This window comes from Parafrankia soli (assembly GCF_001854695.1).
GTDB lineage: Bacteria > Actinomycetota > Actinomycetes > Frankiales > Frankiaceae > Parafrankia > Parafrankia soli.
In genome coordinates, this window is record NZ_MAXA01000113.1 from 66,405 (window position 1) to 86,948 (window position 20,544).

A 20,544-nucleotide genomic window follows, 5' to 3' on the forward strand; every position below is an offset into this window, starting at 1 on the left:
CCGCCCGCTCGACGAACTCTGTACGCGTTTCGCGCGTTGGTCGGAGACGGGCCGGTCGGTGACGCCCGCGTGCGCCGCCCGGACCCGTCCCACCTCGCGCCCCCCGGGAAGGCCGGCACCCGACGATGTCCAGTTCGCTGTCATTCCTCGGTCGTGACATGGCCGTCGACCTTGGTACCGCCAACACGCTCGTCTACGTCCGCGGCAGGGGGATCGTCCTCAACGAGCCCAGTGTGGTGGCGATCAATACGACCACCTCGGGCATCCTCGCCGTCGGCACCGACGCCAAGCGGATGATCGGGCGCACCCCGGGCAACGTGGTGGCCGTCCGCCCGCTGAAGGACGGCGTGATCGCCGACTTCGAGACCACCGAGCGGATGCTGCGCTACTTCATCCAGAAGGTGCACCGCCGCCGGCACTTCGCCAAGCCGCGGCTGGTGGTGTGCGTGCCGTCCGGTATCACCGGGGTGGAGCAGCGGGCCGTCAAGGACGCCGGCTACCAGGCCGGGGCCCGCAAGGTCTACATCATCGAGGAACCGATGGCGGCGGCGATCGGTGCCGGCCTGCCCGTCCACGAGCCGACCGGGAACATGGTCGTCGACATCGGCGGCGGCAYGACCGAGGTGGCGGTCATCTCCCTCGGTGGGATCGTCACCAGCCAGTCGATCCGCACGGCCGGTGACGAGCTCGACACGGCGATCATCTCCTACGTCAAGAAGGAGTACTCGCTGATGCTCGGCGAGCGGACCGCCGAGGAGATCAAGATGGCCATCGGCTCGGCGCACAAGATCCCGGACGAGCCGAGCGCGGAGATCCGCGGCCGTGACCTCGTCACGGGCCTGCCCAAGACGATCGTGGTGACCGCCGAGGAGATCCGCAAGGCCATCGAGGAGCCGGTGAACGCGGTGATCGACGCCGTGAAGGTCACCCTCGACAGATGCCCTCCGGAGCTCTCCGGCGACATCATGGACCGCGGGATCGTGCTGACCGGTGGTGGGGCGCTGCTGCGCGGGCTCGACGAGCGCCTGCGCCACGAGACCGGGATGCCGATCCACATCGCCGAGAACCCGCTGCACTCGGTGGCGATGGGCTCGGGCAAGTGCGTCGAGGAGTTCGAGGCGCTCCAGCAGGTCCTGATCTCCGAACCGAAACGCTGACCGCGGCCCGGGGCCGGGAACCCAGCCGGCCCGCCGCTCGTCCGACCAGGAAGATCGACGGTCGCGGGCGCGGCGTGTCGTGGCGGCGCCGGTCGAGGGTGTTGTGACAGCGCCGGCCAAGGCTTGCCCGGCCGTTTCGGCGGCCGGGCGGCCGGCCGGCCCCGGCTCGAGGGCTTGTCGCGGCCCCGGTAGAAACATCACCGGAACCTTGCGGCAACCGTGGGCCGGCAGCCATCCGGACCACACGGCAGGAGGACGGCACCGGTGACGGAGGACCGACGTGGGACGTGACACCAGGCGCTCCCGCCTCGTCATCGCCGCGCTGCTCGTCCTCGCCTTCACGCTGATCACGCTCGACTACCGGACGGGTGACTCCGCGACCGGGGTGCGCGGGGTGCTGCACTCGGCGGTCGGCGGCGTGGAGAACGCGGTCACGACGGTGACCCGCCCGGTGGGGCGCACCGTCTCCTCGCTGACCCACCCGAACCGCTACCACGACCGTGCCGACCGGCTCGGTGAGGAGAACGCCGCGCTGCGGCGCCAGATCGCCGACGGGGCCGAGATCGACCGGCTGGCGGGGGATCTGTCCGACCTGCGCCTGCTCGCGGACAAGGGCCAGTACACGATCGTCCCGGCCCGGGTCATCGCGGTCGGCGACGTCACCGGGATGGACTGGACGGTGACGATCAACGCCGGCCGCCGGGATGGCCTCGCCGTCGACAAGGTGGTCGTGAACGCGTCGGGCCTGGTCGGGACGGTCGCCTCGGTGACCGACAGCACCGCCGTGATCAAACTGCTCTGCGACCCGACCAGCCGGATCGGCGCCCGGCTGGAGACGACCCAGCTGCTCGGCGCGGTGGCCGGCGGGCAGGGACCGAGCTCGCTGACCTTCACTCTTTATGACGCCTCGTACCAGGTTAAAAAGGGTGACCGTTTGGTGACGTTCGGTAGTCTTGACTATGTGGCGGGCGTACCGATCGGTGAGGTGACCAAGGTGGTGGACGTCGGCGGGCTCTCGCGCACCGCGGAGGTCCGTCCCTTCGTCTCCGTCGGCACGCTCGACATGGTCGGCGTCGTGATCGGCGGCCCACCGGCGGACCCGGGTGACCGGGTCCTCCCGCCCCGCCCGGCGCCCGCGCCCGACGCCGCGCAGCCGCCGGCCGGCCAGCCGTCCGCGCCCGCCCAGCCCGACGGCGCCCAGCAGCCGGCCGGGCAGCCCCAGGCCGGGCAGCCTCAAGCCGGGCAGCCTCAGGGTGGTCAGGCGCAGGGCGGTGCGGGCGTCCCCGCGGCCGCGGGTGCGGGCTGAGGTCGGCCGTGTGGGATACCGGAACCTCCGAGGAGAGCCTGCATCCGCGCACGTTCGTGGCCGCGGTGGTGGTGCTGCTGGTCGCGGTCGTCCTGCAGGTCTCGGTCGTGGCGCGGCTCGGTGCGCCGCTCGGCCGGCCCGATCTGGTCCTCGTCCTGCTCGCGATCATCGCGTTGATCGAGGGGCCGATGCTCGGCGCGGTCCTGGGCTTCGCCGTGGGGCTCGTGGCCGACCTGTTGTCCACGCATGTGATCGGGCAGACCGCGCTTGTCCTGTGCCTGGTCGGGTATCTCGTCGGCCTGGTGATGAACGCGGCGGAGCGCTCGATCGTCGTGCCGCTCGCCGCGGTCGGCGCCGCGGCGGCGCTGGGCACCCTGGGCCACGCGGCGACGACGTCGATCCTGGGCGACGCGGCCCTCACCGGTGGCCAGGCCATCGTGCGCGCGATCGCCGCCGGGCTCTACGCCCTGCTCGTCACGCCGTTCCTGTTCCCGCTCGCGGCGGCGGCCTCCCGCCGCCTGCACGGGGATCGGAGGCGGGTGTGACCGACCGGATGCGCATCCGGCTGCTGATCCTGCGGGTCCTCGTGCTCTCCCTGCTGGTGACGCTCGGCGCCCGGCTGTGGGTGCTACAGATCCTCGACGGCGAGCGCTACCGCCAGGTCGCGGAGACCAACCGGGTCCGCGAGGTGGTCACCCCCGCCACCCGGGGCATGATCGTCGACGACGAGGGTCAGCCCCTGGTGCGCAACCGCACCTCGCTGGTCATCTCGGTCAACCGGTCGACCATCGACCGCCAGGCGGACAAGGGCAAGGCCGTCCTCGACCGGCTGGCCTCCGTCATCGGGGCGCCGCTGGCCGAGCTCGAGCAGCGGGTCCGCTTCTGCTCGGCCACGGTGCGGGCGCCGTGCTGGAACGGCTCGCCCTACCAGCCGGTGCCGGTGGCGAAGGACGTCACCCCGGCGCAGGCGCTCGCGGTGATCGAGCACCCGGACCGCTTCCCGGGTGTCTCCGCGGACCTGCAGGCCGTCCGCGAGTACCCGAACGGCCAGCTCGCCGCGCACGAACTCGGCTACCTCGCCCCGGTCTCCCAGGACCAGCTCGACAAGCAGGGCGACGAGAAGGGCTACCACCTTAACAGCCTGATCGGCGTCTCCGGCCTGGAGTACACCTACGACGACGCGCTGCGCGGCGCGGACGGGGTGGAACGCCTCGAGGTCGACCGGTTCGGCCGGGTCGCCGGCACCGCGTCGACGACCCCGCCGGTCAGCGGCGACCACCTCGTGCTCAACCTCGACCTGGACGTCCAGCGCGCGGCCGAGGAGGCGCTGGCCACGACGCTCAACTCGCTCGGCGGGGGAGCGCGGTCCGCCTCCGCGGTGGTGCTGGACGTGCGCACCGGCGGCGTCGTCGCGTTGGCCAGCCTGCCGTCCTACGACCCGTCGGTGTTCGTCGGCGGCGTCTCCCAGAACGACTACGCCGCGCTGTCCGACCCGGCCAACGGCACCCCGCTGCTCTCGCGGGCCTACCAGGGCTCGTCCGCGCCGGCGTCGACGTTCAAGGTCGTCTCCACCGCGGTCGCGCTGGAGCACCTGGGCGCGAGCGGCGACGACACATACGACTGCGCGCCGACGCTCCAGGTCGGCGACCAGGTTTTCCACAACTTCGACGGCTCGTCCGCGGGACCCATCACGCTGCACCAGGCGCTGGTGATCTCCTGCGACGTCATCTACGACAAGTTCGCCTACGACGCCTGGGTCGCCGACGGCGGGCTGCGCAACGGCCGCGGCCCCTACCCGGAGCCGAAGGAGTACTTCGCCCGAATGGCGGAGGGACTGGGCTTCGGCCGGCGCACGGGCATCGACCTTCCCGGCGAGACCGCCGGCACGGTCGTGGACCGTGCCGAGGCCAAGCAGATCTGGGAGGAGCTCAAGGACTCCTACTGCCGGCGGGCGCAGAACGGCTACCCGGAGGAGCCCGACCCGACGAAGGCAGAGCGTTTCCGCAGATACGCGGCCGAGGCCTGCGTCGACGGCTACCTCTACAACGCCGGTGCCGCCGTGCAGTTCTCCATTGGGCAGGGGCAGTACCTCTCCGCCAGCCCGCTGCAGCTCRCCACCGCCTACGCGGCCATCGCGAACGGCGGGACTCTCTACAAGCCCACCCTCGCCAAGGCCACGGTCTCGCCGGATGGCAGAGAGGTGAAGAGGATCGAGCCGACGGTCACCGGGAAGCTGCCCATCTCGCCGGAGAACCTCGCCTACATCCGGGACTCCCTGCGCGGGGTGACGACCGAGGGCGGCGGGACGGCGGCCGGGGTGTTCGCCGACTGGCCCAGCGACATGGTGCCGGTGGCGGCCAAGACCGGAACGGCCGAGGTCGAGGGCAAGGCCGACACCTCGTGGTTCGCGTCGTTCGCTCCGGCGAACGACCCGCAGTTCGCGGTCGTGGTGAGCATCCCGGAGGCGGGGACCGGCGCCGAGTACGCCGCGCCGGTCGCCAAGGAGATCTACAAGGCGCTCTACGGGGTAGGCCGACCCGGGGCGGTGCCTGGGGGCAAGCCACCGGCCGAGCTGCCCGAGCTGGGCCGCGACGGCACGTTCGCTGCGGCGCCCGGGGCCGCGCCGGACGCGGGCGCACCCGGTACGACCGCCCCGGGCCCCCAGGCGCCGGGAACAGCGGCGCCGGGCGCGGGTGCGTCGGGTACGACAGCCGCCGCCGCGGTGCCGGGGGATGCAGCCGCGGGAACGACGGTCCCCGGTGCGGTGCTGCCCGCTGTTTTCGCGGAGGCCAGGCACCCGGCGCCGCCGGTGGAACCGGGTGCCGGCGGCACCGGCGAGCCGGCGGCCGGCGAACAGGTGCCGCGGGCACGCGGCCCAACCGGGCACGACTGACGGTGCGAGGCCGGCCGGCGCCGATCCGGCCGGCCACCGGGTCCACAGCCGGCGACCAGGGCCACAGCCGGCCGGACATCCCACGGACGGCCACTCGGCAGTTCGGTCCACCCACAGTGCGGCCGGCATAGCCGGGGCCGCCCACAGACGGGGAGGGGAACGATGACGCAGGACCCGGGTCCTACCGCGCTGCGCTCCTCCCCGGTGCTGGTCCGGGGGCGGATCGGGCAGCTGCGCGACCGCGCGTCCGGGCGGCACTCGCCGCTGCGCCGGCTCGACTGGCCGCTTCAGATCAGCGTGATCGCGCTGGCGCTCCTCGGTGCCCTGCTGGTCTGGTCGGCGACCCGCCAGCGGCTGGAGGAGACCGGGGGAGACCCACAGACCTTCCTGAAGCGCCACCTGCTGAACCTGGTGATCGGCCTGCTGCTCGGGGCCGCCGCGACCCTGGTCGACTACCGGATCCTGCGGGCGTACGCGCCCTTCGTCTATCTCGGCTCGCTGGTCGGTCTCATCGCCGTCCTCCTGGTCGGCACCACCGTCAACGGCGCCCACTCGTGGATCGTGCTCCCGGCCGGCTTCCAGCTCCAGCCGTCGGAGTTCGCCAAGGTCGCGCTCGTCGTCGGGGCGGCGATGATCCTCGGGGAGAAACACGAGGACCGGCACACCGGCATCCGGCGCGGCGCGCCGGGCCACGGCGACGTGCTGCTCGTGCTCGGGCTCGCCGTCGTGCCGATGGCCCTGATCATGCTGCAGCCCGACTTCGGCACGGTCATGGTGCTGGTGTTCGTCACCCTCGGCATGCTGGCGGTGAGCGGCGCGCCGCGGCGCTGGGTGCTCGGCCTGATCCTGTGCGGGGTCCTCTTCGGCGGGGCGATCCTGCAGTTCCACCTGCTCAAGCCCTACCAGGAGGCACGCCTCACCTCGTTCGTCTCCGAGAACAAGGCGTCGTCGTCCACCGGATACAACGTCGACCAGGCGATGACCGCGATCGCGAACGGCGGCATCACCGGTCGTGGTCTGTTCGAGGGCCAGCAGACCCAGGGCCAGTTCGTGCCCGAGCAGCAGACCGACTTCGTGTTCAGCGTCGCCGGCGAGGAGCTCGGCTATCTGGGGGCCGGCGGTGTGATCGTCCTGCTCGGCGTGGTGCTCTGGCGGGCGCTGACGATCGGCTTCCACTCGCAGGACTCCTTCGGGGCGCTCATCGCCACCGGCGTGGTCTGTTGGTTCACCTTCCAGATCTTCGTCAACATCGGCATGTGTCTCGGTGTGATGCCGGTGACCGGCCTCCCATTGACGTTCCTGTCATACGGCGGTTCCTCGATGTTCGCGAACATGATCGCGGTCGGGCTGTTGCAGAACGTCCGCCTGCGCTCGCGCTCGGACCCCTACGCGCTCTGAGGGCTGAGGCGGTCGGCCACCCTCCGGTGCCGTAGGCTCGCGGGCATGTCCGGACAGTCGCTGTTTCCCCTCCTGGAGCCGCTGCTCCCACGGGTCCGGAAGCCCGTCCAGTACGTCGGCGGCGAGGGGAACGCGGTCGTCAAACCCTGGGGCGACGCCGCGGTCCACTGGTGTCTGATGTACCCCGACGCCTACGAGGTCGGGCTGCCGAACCAGGGCGTCCAGATCCTCTACGAGATCCTCAACGAGCAGCCGGACGTCCTCGCGGAGCGCACGTACTCGGTCTGGCCGGATCTCGAGGCCCTGATGCGTGAGCACCGAATACCGCAGTTCACTGTGGACGGCCATCGCCCGGTCGGGGATTTCGACCTCTTCGGGGTCAGCTTCTCCACCGAGCTCGGCTACACGAACCTGCTCTCGGCCCTGGATCTCGCCGGCATCCCGCTGCGCACCGCGGACCGTGCCGCCCCGGGTGACGGCCTGACCTGGCCGGTCGTCATCGCCGGCGGGCACGCGGCCTTCAACCCCGAGCCGATCGCGGACTTCGTCGACGCCGTCGTCCTCGGGGACGGCGAGCAGGCCGTCCTGCTGATCACCGACATCACCCGGGCCTGGAAGGCCGCCGGCGCGCCCGGTGGGCGCACGGAGCTGCTGCACCGTCTCGCCCGCCGCAAGCTGGTCTACGTCCCGGAGTTCTACGACGTCAGTTACCGGCCGGACGGGCGGATCGCGGCGGTCACCCGCAACCGGGACGACGTCCCGGAGCGGCCCGCCAAGCACACCCTGACCGACCTCGACTCCTGGCCGTACCCGAAGACCCCGCTCGTACCGCTGGCCGAGACGGTGCACGAGCGGCTGAGCGTGGAGATCTTCCGCGGCTGCACCCGCGGCTGCCGGTTCTGCCAGGCCGGGATGATCACCCGTCCGGTGCGGGAGCGCAGCATCACCACCGTCGGCGAGATGGTCGACGCCGGGCTCGCGGCCTCGGGTTTCTCCGAGGTGGGCCTGCTGTCGCTGTCGAGCGCGGACCACAGCGAGATAGGCGAGATCGCCAAGGGCCTGGCCGACCGCTACGAGGGCACCAACACGGCGCTGAGCCTGCCCTCCACCCGGGTGGACGCCTTCAACGTCACCCTCGCCAACGAGTTCTCCCGCAACGGCCGCCGCAGTGGGCTCACCTTCGCCCCCGAGGGCGGCTCGGAGCGGCTTCGCAGGGTCATCAACAAGACGGTCAGCGCGGAGGACCTGGTCCGCACGGTCAGCACGGCCTACGCGAACGGCTGGCGGCAGGTGAAGCTCTACTTCATGTGCGGCCTGCCCACCGAGACGGACCAGGACGTCCTGGAGATCGCCGATCTCGCCCGCGAGGTCATCCGGGCGGGCCGGCGGGCCAGCGGCCACCGCGACATCCGGTGCACCGTCTCGATCGGCGGGTTCGTCCCCAAGTCGCACACGCCGTTCCAGTGGGCGGGGCAGGCATCCCATGAGGTGACCGACCAGCGCCTCAAGCTGCTGCGTGACACCGTGCGCGCCGACCGTGAGGTCGGCCGGGCGGTCGGCTTCCGCTACCACGACGGGCGTCCGGGCATCATCGAGGGGCTGCTCGCACGCGGTGACCGCCGGGTCGGCCGGGTGATCGAGCGGGTCTGGCGCGACGGTGGCCGCTTCGACGGCTGGAGCGAGTACTTCTCGTTCGCCCGCTGGGAGGCCGCGTGCGAGGCGGAGCTCACCGGGCTCGGCGTCTCGCTGGACTGGTTCACGACCCGCGAGCGCGACGAGCGCGAGATCCTGCCGTGGGATCATCTCGACGCCGGCCTCGACCGTGACTGGCTGTGGGCCGACTGGCAGGACGCCCTGCGCGCGACCGAGCTGGACGACTGCCGCTGGACCCCCTGCTACGACTGTGGGGTGTGCCCGACGATGGGAACCGAGAACCAGATCGGCCCCACCGGGCGCACACTGATCCCGGTGATCCCGGTGGGTCGTACCGATGCGTCGGCTGCATCGGCTGAACCGGGCCCTGCCGGGTCGTCCCCTGTTCCGTCCGACCTGGCGCGGGTCAGTGCCTCGTCGACCTGAGGGCCCGCCGCCCCCGCCGGTCGTGGCCAGGGTGCGGGTCCGGTTCGCCAAGCGGGGGCGGCTGCGCTTCCTGTCGCACCGCGACATAGCCAGGACCTTTGAACGCGGCCTGCGTCGCGCCCGGATACCGGTCGCGTTCTCGGCCGGGTTCAGCCCCCATCCCCGGGTGTCGTGGGTCGGCGCGGCACCCACCGGCGCCGCAAGCGAGGCCGAGTACTTCGAGGTCGCGCTGTCGGCCCCGATGGAGCCTGAGCAGGTACGCGCGGAACTCGACGCGGCGCTCCCGCCCGGGCTGGACGTCCTGCACTGCGTCGCGGCGGACAGCCCGCCGCTGCCGGACCGGATCGACGCGTCCCGGTGGCGGCTGCGGATGCCCGGCGCCGCGATCGCCGATCTGGACGTCGCCGTCGCCGAGCTGCTGGGTCGGGAGTCACTCACGGTCGAGCGGGCCACCAAGGACGGACGGCGCCGCGTGGACGTGCGCGAGGCCGTGGTCTGGGCCGTTTGCCGTGCAGAGAACGACACCTGTGCGATACTGGACGTGGTCGTACGGCACACGACGCCCGCCGTTCGACCCGACGACGTGCTGACCGCCCTTTCCGCGGTCGCCGTCCTCAGCGTCCCGGTGCCGCCCGAGCCAACACGACTCGAACAGGGCCGGTTGCGCGAGGACGGAACGCTGGCGGACCCGCTGGTACCGGACCGCGACGAGGCTGCCCGGCTGGTGGGTCAACTCGAAGCGTGATGCAGGGCGTCGCAGGATTGCCGGCGGCACAACCGTCGGACCGAGACAGTGGCTTCTGCGCGGCCGCGACTGCTGACACAGCGCGCCCGGGAGCCCGAGAGGCTTCATAACCCGTGCCCGAAGATCAGATCATCGAGGACCAGGCCACGCGCTCCGAGGTAACGCCCTCCGAGACCGTGCCCTCCGACAACACCCTTGCCGATACCGCGGCCCCTGCGGCGGCGGCTCCCGAGTCGGTGACTCCCGCGACAGCTGTCGCTGAATCTGCGGCCCCTGAGAGCGTGACCGCCGAGACCGCTCCGCAACGCCCCACCCGGCGCCGCCGCGCGGCTGGCCGACCGGCCGGGCCGCCACCCGAGGAGGCAGGCCCGCCTGCCGCCGCGGCCGGTGGCGAGACCGCCGTGGACGCGGCCGATTCCGCCACTGGTGCCGGTGCCGCGTCCAGCACTCTCCCCGTGTCCGACGGCGCGGCGCCTGACGCCGCGGTACCGCTGGTCGAGGCCGGCGCCGAGCCGGCGCCCGAAGCCGCGCCGGCCAAGCCGGCCCGGCGGGCGAGGACGACCCGGCCGCGCCGGGCCTCCCGGGAGGTCAGCGAGGCCGTACCCGACACCACAGCCACCCCCGCTCCCTCCGACACCACGTCGCCCGCCGCCGGCTCGCCCGACACGACGTCGCTCGACACCAGGACACCTGAGACCACGTCGTCCGCCACCGCGGCGCCCGAGGCCGGAGCGGACAACGTCCCCGGCTCGCCCGGGCAGGTCGCGAAGGGCGACGTCACCGCGTCCGATGCGCTCGCTGACACTACGGCGTCGGGCGAGGCTGCCCCCGCCGTGACCAAGCCGCGTCGCACCCGTGCTCGTCGGGCGGCCACGAAGGTCGAGCCGGCGGCCGAGCAGACTCCCGCCGCCTCCGCTCCGGCCACCGCCGCAGCCCCGGACTCGGCGGCCGACGCGGCCACCCCGCCGGCTCCCGAACCGGCCATCGACGAGACCGTCGACCCGCTCGCGGAGCCGGTCGACGAACTGTCGGCGAACGCCACCCCCGACGTGGACGCCGGGACCAGCGCTGCCGGGACTGGCGCCGCCGCGACGGACGCGCCCGGGGCTCAGCCGGCGGTCGCGTCCTCGCCGGAGCCCGTGATTGCCGCGACAGTGGCGGAAACAGCGGCTGTGACGGGAGCCGGAACCACCGGAGCCACCCCCGCGGCCGGTCCCGAGGCGGTCGCCGGAACGGAGACCGCCCCCGGTCCCGAGGCGGTCGGTGCGCCCGAGCCCCCGCGGGCGGAGCGCACCTCGCGGCGGCGCACGCGGGCGGTCGCCCCGACGTGGACCAGCGGCGCCGAGGCGCCCGCCCCCGCGCCGGTGACCCGGCAGTCGGCCCGTCGCCCGGTGGCGATGATCACCTTCCAGCAGCCGGAGCCGGCGGTCGTGGAACCGTGGCCCCGCCGCCGTCGTGACGCCGACGACGCGCCGGCCGAGCCCGTCGTGACCGGTCGCGGCGGCCTCACCGGTGCGGGCCTCGACGACGTGGCCTCGGCCGACGAGATCGTCGACGCGGCCGACGACGCGGTGGCGTACGACACCGCGGAGTTCGGTGAGGCACTGGAGACGGAGAGCAGCGAGCAGGCGTTCGACGGCGGCGAGTACTCGTCCACCGACGCGGACGGCGACGACGCCGGACCGGGCGGAACCCGTCGCCGTCGCCGCGGCCGCCGCGGCCGTGGCCGGGCCCGCGGCGAAGACGAGATCTCCGAGACCAGCGACCTTGCCGAGGAGCAGGTCGACGAGGCCGAGGAGCACGACGACCGCGAGCCCGAAGCCGAGCCGGTGGAGCGTGAGCCCAGGTCCTCCCGCCGCCGCTCACGTCGCTCGCCGACGAGGGAGACGTTCGACGCGGCGGAGGAGATTGACTCCGAAGCCGAGCTGGTGGCCGGAGCCGACTCCGGAGCCGACGCCGACACCGACACCGACGCCGAGTCTGACGCCGACGACGGCGCGGACCTCGAGGACGGCGCGGACGACTCGGCCGAGGACGGTTCGGACGATGACCGCGCCGGTGGATCTCGCCGCCGCCGCCGGCGCCGCCGCCGTTCCGGGACCGGCGCGGAGACCGCGCCGATCCCCGACGACCCCCCGAACACCGTCGTGCACGTGCGCGAGACGCGCCGGGACGACGACCTCGTCCGCGGGGTCAGCGGTTCCACCCGGCTGGAGGCGAAGCGCCAGCGCCGGCGCGAGGGCCGCGACAGCGGTCGCCGCCGCGCACCCATCGTCACCGAGGCCGAGTTCCTCGCCCGGCGGGAGTCGGTCGAGCGCCGGATGATCGTCCGGCACAACGGTGACCGCACCCAGATCGCCGTGCTTGAGGACGGCGTCCTGGTCGAGCACTTCGTGACGCGCGCCAGCTCGGCGTCCTACGCGGGCAACGTGTACCTCGGGCGGGTGCAGAACGTCCTGGCCAGCATGGAGGCGGCGTTCGTCGACATCGGCAAGGGCCGCAACGCCGTCCTGTACGCCGGTGAGGTCAACTACGACGCCTCGGGCCTCGACGGCCGGCCGCGCAAGATCGAGCAGGTGCTGAAGTCCGGGCAGTCGGTGCTCGTCCAGGTCTCGAAGGACCCGATCGGGCACAAGGGCGCGCGGCTGACCAGCCAGGTGAGCCTGCCCGGCCGCTACCTCGTGTACGTGCCGGACGGCCAGAACGCCGGAATCAGCCGCAAGCTGCCGGACACCGAGCGCGCCAGGCTGAAGAGCATCCTCAAGAAGATCACTCCGGAGAACGGTGGGGTGATCGTCCGCACCGCGGCGGAGGGCGCGAGCGAGGCCGAGCTCGAGCGCGACATCGAGCGCCTCGTCGCGCAGTGGGAGGACATCCAGCGCAAGGCGCAGAAGGCCAGCGCGCCGTCCCTGCTCTACGGCGAGCCCGACCTGGTGGTGCGGGTCATCCGCGACATCTTCAACGAGGACTTCACCGAGCTGGTCGTCCAGGGGTCGCACGAGGCCGCGACCGTCGAGGGCTACGTCGACACGGTCGCCCCGGACCTGCGCGACCGCGTCCGCCGCTACGTCGGCACCGGGGACGTCTTCGCCGAGTACCGGGTGGACGAGCAGCTCGCGAAGGCGCTGGACCGCAAGGTCTGGCTGCCCTCCGGTGGCTCACTGGTCATCGACCGCACCGAGGCGATGACCGTCATCGACGTCAACACCGGCAAGTTCACCGGCAAGGGCGGCAACCTCGAGGAGACGGTCACCAAGAACAACCTCGAGGCCGCGGAGGAGATCGTCCGCCAGCTCCGGCTGCGCGACATCGGTGGCATCATCGTCATCGACTTCATCGACATGGTGCTGGAGAGCAACCGCGAGCTGGTGCTGCGCCGGCTCACCGAGTGCCTCGGCCGGGACCGGACCCGCCACCAGGTCGCCGAGGTGACGAGCCTGGGCCTCGTCCAGATGACCCGCAAGCGGGTGGGCCAGGGCCTGYTGGAGGCCTACAGCGAGCCGTGCGCCCACTGCAACGGGCGCGGTGTGCTCGTCCACCTCGACTCCGCGCACTCAAGGGACGCGCAGTCGCGGGACGGGGCACAGCCGAGGGAGGCGGCGGCGGCGTCGTCGTCGGCGAGCCAGCCGGCGGCGGAGGCTCCGGCCCAGGCGGCCGGTACCTCCACGGGCCGCCGCGCACGGCACGCGACAAAGCCCGCTGGTCCGGCCCTCGTGGCTGCCGCGGTCTCGTCGGCCGTGGACGGGGCGCATATCTCCTCGGACGATGCCATCGGGTCCGTGAACGGCTCCGCATCGGCTGAATCGACTGATTCGTCTGGATCAGTTGGATCGGCTGGGGTGTCGGGGTCGGCGGAGGCGGTGGCTCCTGGTGAACACCCGGCCACTCAGGCCGGCGCGTCCTTGCCGGACGCCGTCGCACCGCGGGCCGCCCGGCTCGCCGTAACGGTTGGAGCCGGAAGCGATCAGGGCACTGAGAGCAACGGCGTCGACAGCAGCGGCGTCAGTGGCGGGCCCGGGGCTAACGGGGCCGGGAGTGGCGGGGCCAAGGGCACCACGGTCGACGGTGAGTCGCGGCCGGGTTCCGGCGGAATCCCGGTGTTCGCGAACACCGACGATCCGGACAGCGTGTTGCATTCCGGGACGAACGGTGCGGGCACTCCGGCTGGCGCCGAGAAGCCGGCCCGCGCCCGTCGCCGTCGCGCATCCCGCCCGGTCTCCAAGCCCACGGACACCGCCCAGCCGATCCCCGTTCCCTCCGAAGCCACCAGCACCTGACCCCCTCACCCGCCACGGCGGGTGAGTCCCACGTACGACAGAAGTGTGGCGGGTGAGCGAGTCCACGGACTCGCTCACCCGCCACACTTCTCTCGGCCGCCGACCCTATCTGCGTGGGTTGTCCGGCTGAGGGGTTGAGGGGTTAGTAGAGGTTCGGGGTGTTGCGGCCGGCGGCTGCCGGGGCGGCTCGGACGAGACCGTGGCATCCGCGCTGGCGCATCAGCTCGTCGAGGGTTGCCCGGGAGCGTCGCAGCGCTCCGTCGACGGCCTGGCGCGCGCGGGGCTCGTCCCCCATCTGCAGGGCGTACGAGGCCATGACCAGCGTCTGGACCAGATCGTCCTGCTCGGACAGCGGGTCCGCCATCCGGGCCGGCCCCGCTGGGTCGGCGTCGGCCGGGCTGGTCGTCAGCCGTGTGCCGCTGGTAGCCGGCCCCGCGTCGCTGGTTGCGGGCATCGTGCCGCTGGCGGCTCCCGCGCTGCCGGTCGTGGGCAACGCGCCGCCGGTGCGGGTGGTGGTGGGCGGGGCCGGTGTGGTCAGTTCGCGGCCGTGGGCGGCGAGCCACGCCGCCGCGACCGCGGTGGTGATCGCCCATCCGGCCCGGACCCAGGCCGGGGGGTCGACCAGCCCGTCGAAGGTCAGCTCGGTCGCCATCAACACGACGAGGATGACGAGCACTCCTGCCGCCGCGGGGGCCGCCCGACCGGGCACGGCCTGAGCGGGCACGGCGTGCGCGCGCATGGAGTGGGTGGGTACCGCCTGGGTAGGCGCGGTGGGGGTGGGAACGGTGGGGGCGGAGTCGGTCCGGCGCGGTGACGGCTGCGCCGCGGCCGGGGTGACCGCCGCCGCGATCAGCGGGAGGCAGGCGACGGCAAGGGCGGCCATCGTGGCGGCGCCTGCCGCCCATGTCACGTAATGCCAGTGCACCCCGATCGCCCCCTCTGAATCCTCTGGTCCGCCCGACTCACCCCGCCTGGCGGGGTCCGCCCCGACCCGACTCGGCCCGCCCCCACCAGGGGTGCGGCGACTCGAGCCACGGCGACTCGGTTCGCGGTGAGTCCCGTTGCCCGCGCGTCCGCGAGCCTGGCGCGGACGTCGCGCGGCGTCGTGTGACGCGGGGTCACGTGCCTCCTCGCGTGCCCCCAGGGCAGGCACCGCCGGTGCGCTCCGCCGGCGACCCGTCCTGGTGGGGACGGCCCTCGTCGCCGCGCTGGAGGACCCCACATGTTTTCCCCGCGACTCGTTCGTCACCATGGCCCGTCCGGGTCATAGGCAACATGACCCTCTCGGAACCCGCCTATCGCCCGTGTCTCCATCGCAGTGTGTCTTTCCGTGTTCTTCTGTCGTTCTTTCATTGATGTCCCCCGGGCTGCGCCTTCTTTTTGATCTTCTTTGTGGTCGATCGGTGGTCGTGCCGGGTGGGCGTGTCTCACCCTTGCCCGGATGACCTGTAAGGTGGATGGACACGAGGCAGGCGCGTCCTGGGCGTGCGTCGGTACTCGCGGGCCTCCTGACCCGCGAGCGCGGATGCGGGTCGATGGGTGCGGGCATGTGCGGGCATGGTTGCGGGCGCGGATGTCGCACCGGCGAGACCGCGTGCCACGGGCGCCCAGCTCGTGAGGCAGGCTTGACGGGCCGCTCCAGGCGGTCCAAGCGAGATCCAACAGCAGGGAGATCTGGTGTACGCGGTCGTTGCCAGCGGCGGCAAGCAGCACAGGGTCGCCGTCGGCGATGTCGTCGACGTCGAACTCCTCTCCGGGGAGCCGGGCGCGGCCGTGAACCTTCCGGCGGTGCTGCTCGTCGACGGCGAGTCGGTCACACACGACGCTGACGCTCTGGCGTCCGTCGAGGTCACCGCCGAGGTCGTCGGTGTCGTCAAGGGTCCGAAGATCCGGATCCACAAGTTCAAGAACAAGACCGGCTACCACAAGCGTCAGGGCCATCGCCAGAAGTACACGCGCCTGAAGGTGACCGGGATCGAGACGGGGAAGGCCTGACGAGATGGCGCACAAGAAGGGCGCGAGCTCCTCGCGCAACGGCCGTGACTCGAACGCCCAGCGGCTCGGCGTGAAGCGGTTCGGTGGCCAGCTGGTCAAGGCCGGCGAGATCATCGTCCGGCAGCGGGGCACCCACTTCCACCCGGGTGACCTGGTCGGCCGCGGCAAGGACGACACTCTGTTCGCGCTGGCTCCGGGCCACGTCGAGTTCGGCCGCAAGCGGGGCCGCCGGGTCGTGAACATCGTCTCGGCCGACACCGAGCGTGCCGAGAAGGTCGCCGTACCGGCCTGACCAGCCCAAAGAGGTCCGGCGATTCAGAGACCTGCCAGAACCGCGGCGCGATGCCGCCGGGGATGTGCGGGCCGTCGCCCGGGTCGTAGTCGTTCACAGGGCGCCGCGCGAGCCACAGCCCCTCCGGTGTGGCATGCGCGGCGCCCTTGTGTGTCAGACCGCGGTCAACCGCGGAGTTAGGAGAGGTGGCAGATCATGCCGACGTTCGTTGACCGGGTGGTTCTGCACGCCGCCGCCGGCGACGGCGGGCACGGCTGCTGCTCGATCCACCGTGAGAAGTTCAAACCGCTGGGCGGGCCGGACGGCGGCAACGGCGGCCGTGGCGGCAACGTGCTGCTGCGCGTCGACAGCGGCGTGACGACCCTGCTCGACTTCCACTTCCACCCGCATCAGCGGGCCGGCGGCGGCCGTCCGGGCCAGGGCTCCAACCGCCACGGCGCGGACGGCGACGACCTGGTTCTGTCGGTGCCGGACGGCACCGTCGTGCTCTCGCCCGACGGCGAGCAGATCGTCGACCTGGTCGGGGCGGGAAGCACCTACGTCCTGGCACACGGCGGCCGCGGGGGGCGGGGTAACGCCTCGCTGGCCTCGGCCCGCCGCAAGGCGCCCGGCTTCGCCGAGTTCGGGGAGCCGGGTGAGCAGCTCGACGCCGTCCTCGAGCTCAAGAGCGTGGCCGACGTCGCGCTGGTCGGCTTCCCGAGCGCCGGGAAGTCCTCGCTGGTCTCGGTGCTCAGCGCCGCGCGTCCCAAGATCGCCGACTACCCGTTCACCACCCTGGTCCCGAACCTGGGCGTCGTCCAGGCCGGTGACCATCGCCCGTTCACGGTCGCGGACGTCCCCGGGCTGATCCCGGGTGCCAGCCAGGGCCGGGGGCTGGGCCTGGAGTTCCTGCGGCACATCGAGCGGTGCTCGCTGATCGTCCACGTTCTCGACTGCGCCACGCTCGAGCCCGGCCGTGATCCGCTCACCGACCTCGACGTGATCGAGGCGGAGCTCGCCGCGTACACGACCGACCTGTCGGACCGCCCGCGTCTCGTGGTGCTGAACAAGGTCGACGTCCCGGACGCGGCCGAGCTCGCCGAGCTGGTCACCCCTGACCTGCAAGCCCGCGGTCTGGCCGTGCACCAGATCAGCACGGCGAGCCGGCACGGGGTCCGCGGGCTCGCGCTCGCGCTCGCCGAGCTCGTCGCCAGCCTGCGCGCCGCCGCGCCCAGCCCGGCCGCGACCCGGATCGTGCTGCGCCCGCGCGCGGTGGACGAGCCGGACTTCACGGTGCGGGCCGAGGGCGACGGCTTCGTCGTCGGCGGGACCAAACCGCTGCGCTGGGTGCGCCAGACCGACTTCAGCAACGAGGAGGCGATCGGCTACCTGGCCGACCGCCTGGCCCGGCTGGGCGTCGAGAAGGAGCTCGCCAAGCGGGGTGCCTTCCCCGGGGTCGCGGTCACGATCGGTGCCGTCACCTTCGACTGGGAGCCGACGCTGTCCGGCCGGGAGGCGCTGCTCGCCGCCGGTGGCGAAGATGGCGACGGCTACGGCGAGGCGGGCTACGGCGCCGTCGACACCGCCGTCACGATCGCGACCGTGGGCGGCTCCGGGGGCACGAGAGCCGGCGCGCGCGGCGGAGCAGTGGTCTCCGACCTCCCGCTCGGTCCGCGGGGCACCGACCTGCGGCTGCGGACGTCCAAGCGGCTCACCAGGGCACAGCGGACGGCCCTGAACGACTCCGCTGACGACTTCGGCGACAGTGCCGGCTTCGGTGACGGCGCCGGCTTCAATGACAGTGCGGCCTTCGGCGACAGCGGTGGCTCCGGCGGTGACGCCGACGGCGGGCGTGGCTAGGCCGTGGTCCGTTCCTTCGTCACCGAAGCGAACCGGGTCGTCGTCAAGGTCGGCTCGTCGTCGCTGACCACGGCGGCCGGTGGGCTGGACGCCGACCGGGTCGAGGCGCTGGTCGCGGCCGTCGCCGGCCGGGCCGGCAGCCTGGTGCTGGTGTCGTCGGGCGCGATCGCCGCCGGTCTCGCCCCGCTCGGGCTGACCAGGCGGCCGCGTGACCTGGCCACTCTGCAGGCGGCGGCGAGCGTCGGCCAGAGCTCGCTCGTCCACTGCTACGCCGGCGCGTTCGGCCGGGCCGGGCACCGGGTCGGCCAGGTCCTGCTCACCGCCACCGACGTGATCCGGCGGACGCACTACCGGAACGCGCGCACGACCCTGGAGCGGCTGCTGGCCCTCGGTGTCGTGCCGATCGTGAACGAGAACGACGCGGTCGCCACCCAGGAGATCCGGTTCGGTGACAACGACCGGCTCGCCGCGATCGTCTCCCACCTGGTCTCCGCGGACCTGCTCGTCCTGCTCTCCGACGTCGACGGCGTGTACGAGTCGAACCCGCGGCTGGGGCCGGCGAGCATGGTGCGCGAGGTCCGCTCGGACGCCGATCTCGACGGCCTGACCGCCCGCGGCACCGGCGCGGCCGGCGTCGGTGTCGGTGGCATGGCGACGAAGATCGACGCCGCGCGGATGGCGGCGTCCGGTGGCGTCACGACGGTCGTCACCTCTGCGGCCAACGCGGCCGCGGTGCTGGCCGGCGAGGAGATCGGGACGGTGTTCCACCCGACCGGCCCGCGCCGGCCGTCCCGCCTGCTCTGGCTGGCCCACGCCACCGCTCCCGAGGGCCGGCTGCACCTGGACGAGGGCGCGGTCGCCGCGGTGGTGGACCGGCGGGCCTCGCTGCTGCCGGCCGGGGTCACGAAGGTCGAGGGGGACTTCTCCGCCGGCGATCCGGTCGACCTGGTCGACCCGCGGGGCCGTCCGGTGGCGCGTGGGCTGGTCGAGTTCGACTCCGTCGAGCTGCCGGGCATGCTCGGCCGCTCGACGATGGACCTGGCGGCCGAGCGGGGCCCGTCCTACGAGCGTGAGGTCGTCCACCGCGACGACCTCGTCCTGCTCCTCACCCGTCGCTGACCCGCCGCCGGTAGCCTCAGGGAACGGCGCACAGCGGCGCGCCGTCGACGCCGGGCCCGCGTCCGCGCCGGCCGTCGCGGACAGTCGGGAGGAATTCGGTCATGAACACCTCTGCGGAGGACGTCCGCGCCAGCGCGGTCCGAGCCCGGCAGGCCGCCGGGCAGCTCGCCCCGCTGTCGCGGGCGGCGAAGGACGCCGCGCTGCTGGGCATGGCCGCGGCGCTGCTCGACCGGTCCGCCGAGATCCTCGCCGCGAACGCCCTGGACACCGCCGCCGCGCGGGCCGCCGGCACGTCCGCCGCGCTGGTCGACCGGCTGACCCTCACCCCGGAGCGGATCGAGGCGATGGCCGACGGCCTGCGCCAGGTCGCGGCGCTCGAGGACCCGGTCGGTGAGGTCGTCCGCGGGCGGGTGCTGCCCAACGGGCTGGAGCTGCGCCAGGTCCGGGTGCCGCTCGGCGTCATCGGGATCATCTACGAGGCCCGGCCCAACGTCACGGTGGACGCGGCGGGCCTGTGTATCAAGAGCGGCAACGCGGTGCTGCTGCGGGGCAGCGCCTCGGCGCTGAACTCCAACCGGGTGCTGGTGGACGTCCTGCGGGAGGCGGCGGTGGCCGCGGGGCTGCCGGCCGACGGCGTGCAGCTCGTCCCGGGGGCGGACCACGACTCGGTGAAGCACCTCATGCGGCTGCGCGGCCTGGTGGACGTCCTCATCCCGCGCGGCGGGGCCGGCCTGATCCGCGCGGTCGTCGAGGAGTCGACGGTTCCGGTCATCGAGACCGGCGTCGGTAACTGCCACGTTTACGTGGACGTCGACGCCGACGTCGACACCGCGCTGGCCATCACGCTGAACGCGAAGACGCAGAAGGTGTCGGTGTGCAACTCGGCCGAGACCCTGCTCGTCCACGCCGGGATCGCCGCGGAGTTCCTGCCCCGGGTGCTGACGGCGCTGCGCGACGCGGGCGTGACCGTGCACGGTGACGAGACGGTGCGCGCGGTCGACCCGTCCGCCGTGCCGGTCACCGACGAGGACTGGGCGACGGAGTACCTCTCGCTCGACATGGCGGTGGGGGTCGTCGACTCGCTGGACCAGGCGCTCGACCACATCCGGCGCTGGAGCAGCGGCCACACCGAGGCGATCGTGACCCGGTCGCTGGCGGCGAGTCGCCGGTTCGTCGCCTCCTGCGACAGCGCCGCGGTGATGGTGAACGCCTCGACCCGCTTCACCGACGGCGAGCGGTTCGGGATGGGCGCCGAGATCGGCATCTCCACGCAGAAGCTGCACGCCCGCGGGCCGATGGGCCTGCCCGAGCTGACCTCGACGACCTGGGTGGGCATCGGGGACGGCCACCTGGTGTGACCGGGCGGCGCGTGGGCGTTGCGGGTGGCCTTCCGGGAGGCCKGAACAGCCGTCTCCGGAGCACTCCGGAGCACTCCGGAAGCCCG

The 20,544-nt window shown here is 72.9% G+C and carries 14 protein-coding genes; 13 read left to right on the forward strand and 1 reads right to left on the reverse strand.

Features of this window, described 5'->3' with window-relative positions; genetic code table 11:
• Positions 1-125 precede the first annotated feature (125 nt).
• The 8 genes from BBK14_RS10740 to BBK14_RS10775 all read left to right on the forward strand — a co-directional run bounded on the left by BBK14_RS10740 (position 126) and on the right by BBK14_RS10775 (position 13,855).
• On the forward strand, positions 126-1,157 hold the full coding sequence (locus tag BBK14_RS10740; protein WP_071061502.1) for a rod shape-determining protein: 1,032 nt from the start codon (positions 126-128) through the stop codon (positions 1,155-1,157).
• Between the two features lie 280 nt (positions 1,158-1,437).
• Entirely contained in the window at positions 1,438-2,463 is a 1,026-nt protein-coding gene (gene mreC, locus BBK14_RS10745; protein WP_071061504.1) for a rod shape-determining protein MreC, read from the forward strand.
• Positions 2,464-2,471: 8 nt separating this feature from the next.
• Positions 2,472-3,008, forward strand: coding sequence for a rod shape-determining protein MreD (gene mreD, locus BBK14_RS10750; protein WP_071061506.1), 537 nt, complete (start codon positions 2,472-2,474; stop codon positions 3,006-3,008).
• Positions 3,005-5,356, forward strand: a complete 2,352-nt coding sequence (mrdA, locus tag BBK14_RS10755) for a penicillin-binding protein 2 (protein WP_071061508.1) — start codon at positions 3,005-3,007, stop codon at positions 5,354-5,356. The genes mreD and mrdA overlap by 4 nt, the downstream gene beginning before the upstream one ends.
• Positions 5,357-5,518: 162 nt before the next feature.
• Positions 5,519-6,754, forward strand: a complete 1,236-nt coding sequence (gene rodA / locus BBK14_RS10760) for a rod shape-determining protein RodA (RefSeq protein WP_071061510.1) — start codon at positions 5,519-5,521, stop codon at positions 6,752-6,754.
• Positions 6,755-6,799: 45 nt separating this feature from the next.
• Positions 6,800-8,833, forward strand: a complete 2,034-nt coding sequence (locus BBK14_RS10765; protein WP_071061512.1) for a TIGR03960 family B12-binding radical SAM protein — start codon at positions 6,800-6,802, stop codon at positions 8,831-8,833.
• Positions 8,817-9,578, forward strand: a complete 762-nt coding sequence (locus BBK14_RS10770) for a TIGR03936 family radical SAM-associated protein (protein WP_071061514.1) — start codon at positions 8,817-8,819, stop codon at positions 9,576-9,578. The genes BBK14_RS10765 and BBK14_RS10770 overlap by 17 nt, the downstream gene beginning before the upstream one ends.
• A 113-nt stretch (positions 9,579-9,691) precedes the next feature.
• Positions 9,692-13,855 (forward strand): Rne/Rng family ribonuclease, encoded by a 4,164-nt coding sequence (locus BBK14_RS10775; RefSeq protein ID WP_071061516.1) that lies wholly within the window; start codon positions 9,692-9,694, stop codon positions 13,853-13,855.
• Between the two features lie 142 nt (positions 13,856-13,997).
• Here BBK14_RS10775 and BBK14_RS10780 read toward each other — a convergent pair whose 3' ends face one another.
• The gene (locus BBK14_RS10780; protein ID WP_241831386.1) at positions 13,998-14,765 is read right to left on the reverse strand and encodes an MFS transporter; all 768 of its coding nucleotides are present in this window, start codon (positions 14,763-14,765) and stop codon (positions 13,998-14,000) included.
• A gap of 767 nt (positions 14,766-15,532) precedes the next feature.
• On the opposite strand from BBK14_RS10780, the gene rplU reads away from it, so the two are divergent.
• From rplU to BBK14_RS10805, 5 genes are all read left to right on the forward strand, one after another.
• Positions 15,533-15,850, forward strand: a complete 318-nt coding sequence (gene rplU, locus BBK14_RS10785) for a 50S ribosomal protein L21 (RefSeq protein ID WP_020462729.1) — start codon at positions 15,533-15,535, stop codon at positions 15,848-15,850.
• 4 nt (positions 15,851-15,854) lie between these two features.
• The gene (rpmA, locus tag BBK14_RS10790) at positions 15,855-16,142 is read left to right on the forward strand and encodes a 50S ribosomal protein L27 (RefSeq protein ID WP_071061520.1); all 288 of its coding nucleotides are present in this window, start codon (positions 15,855-15,857) and stop codon (positions 16,140-16,142) included.
• A gap of 195 nt (positions 16,143-16,337) precedes the next feature.
• Positions 16,338-17,981 (forward strand): GTPase ObgE, encoded by a 1,644-nt coding sequence (obgE, locus tag BBK14_RS10795; RefSeq protein ID WP_071061522.1) that lies wholly within the window; start codon positions 16,338-16,340, stop codon positions 17,979-17,981.
• 3 nt (positions 17,982-17,984) lie between these two features.
• Positions 17,985-19,100, forward strand: a complete 1,116-nt coding sequence (gene proB, locus BBK14_RS10800) for a glutamate 5-kinase (protein ID WP_020462727.1) — start codon at positions 17,985-17,987, stop codon at positions 19,098-19,100.
• Between the two features lie 101 nt (positions 19,101-19,201).
• On the forward strand, positions 19,202-20,458 hold the full coding sequence (locus BBK14_RS10805) for a glutamate-5-semialdehyde dehydrogenase (RefSeq protein ID WP_020462726.1): 1,257 nt from the start codon (positions 19,202-19,204) through the stop codon (positions 20,456-20,458).
• Positions 20,459-20,544 lie beyond the last annotated feature (86 nt).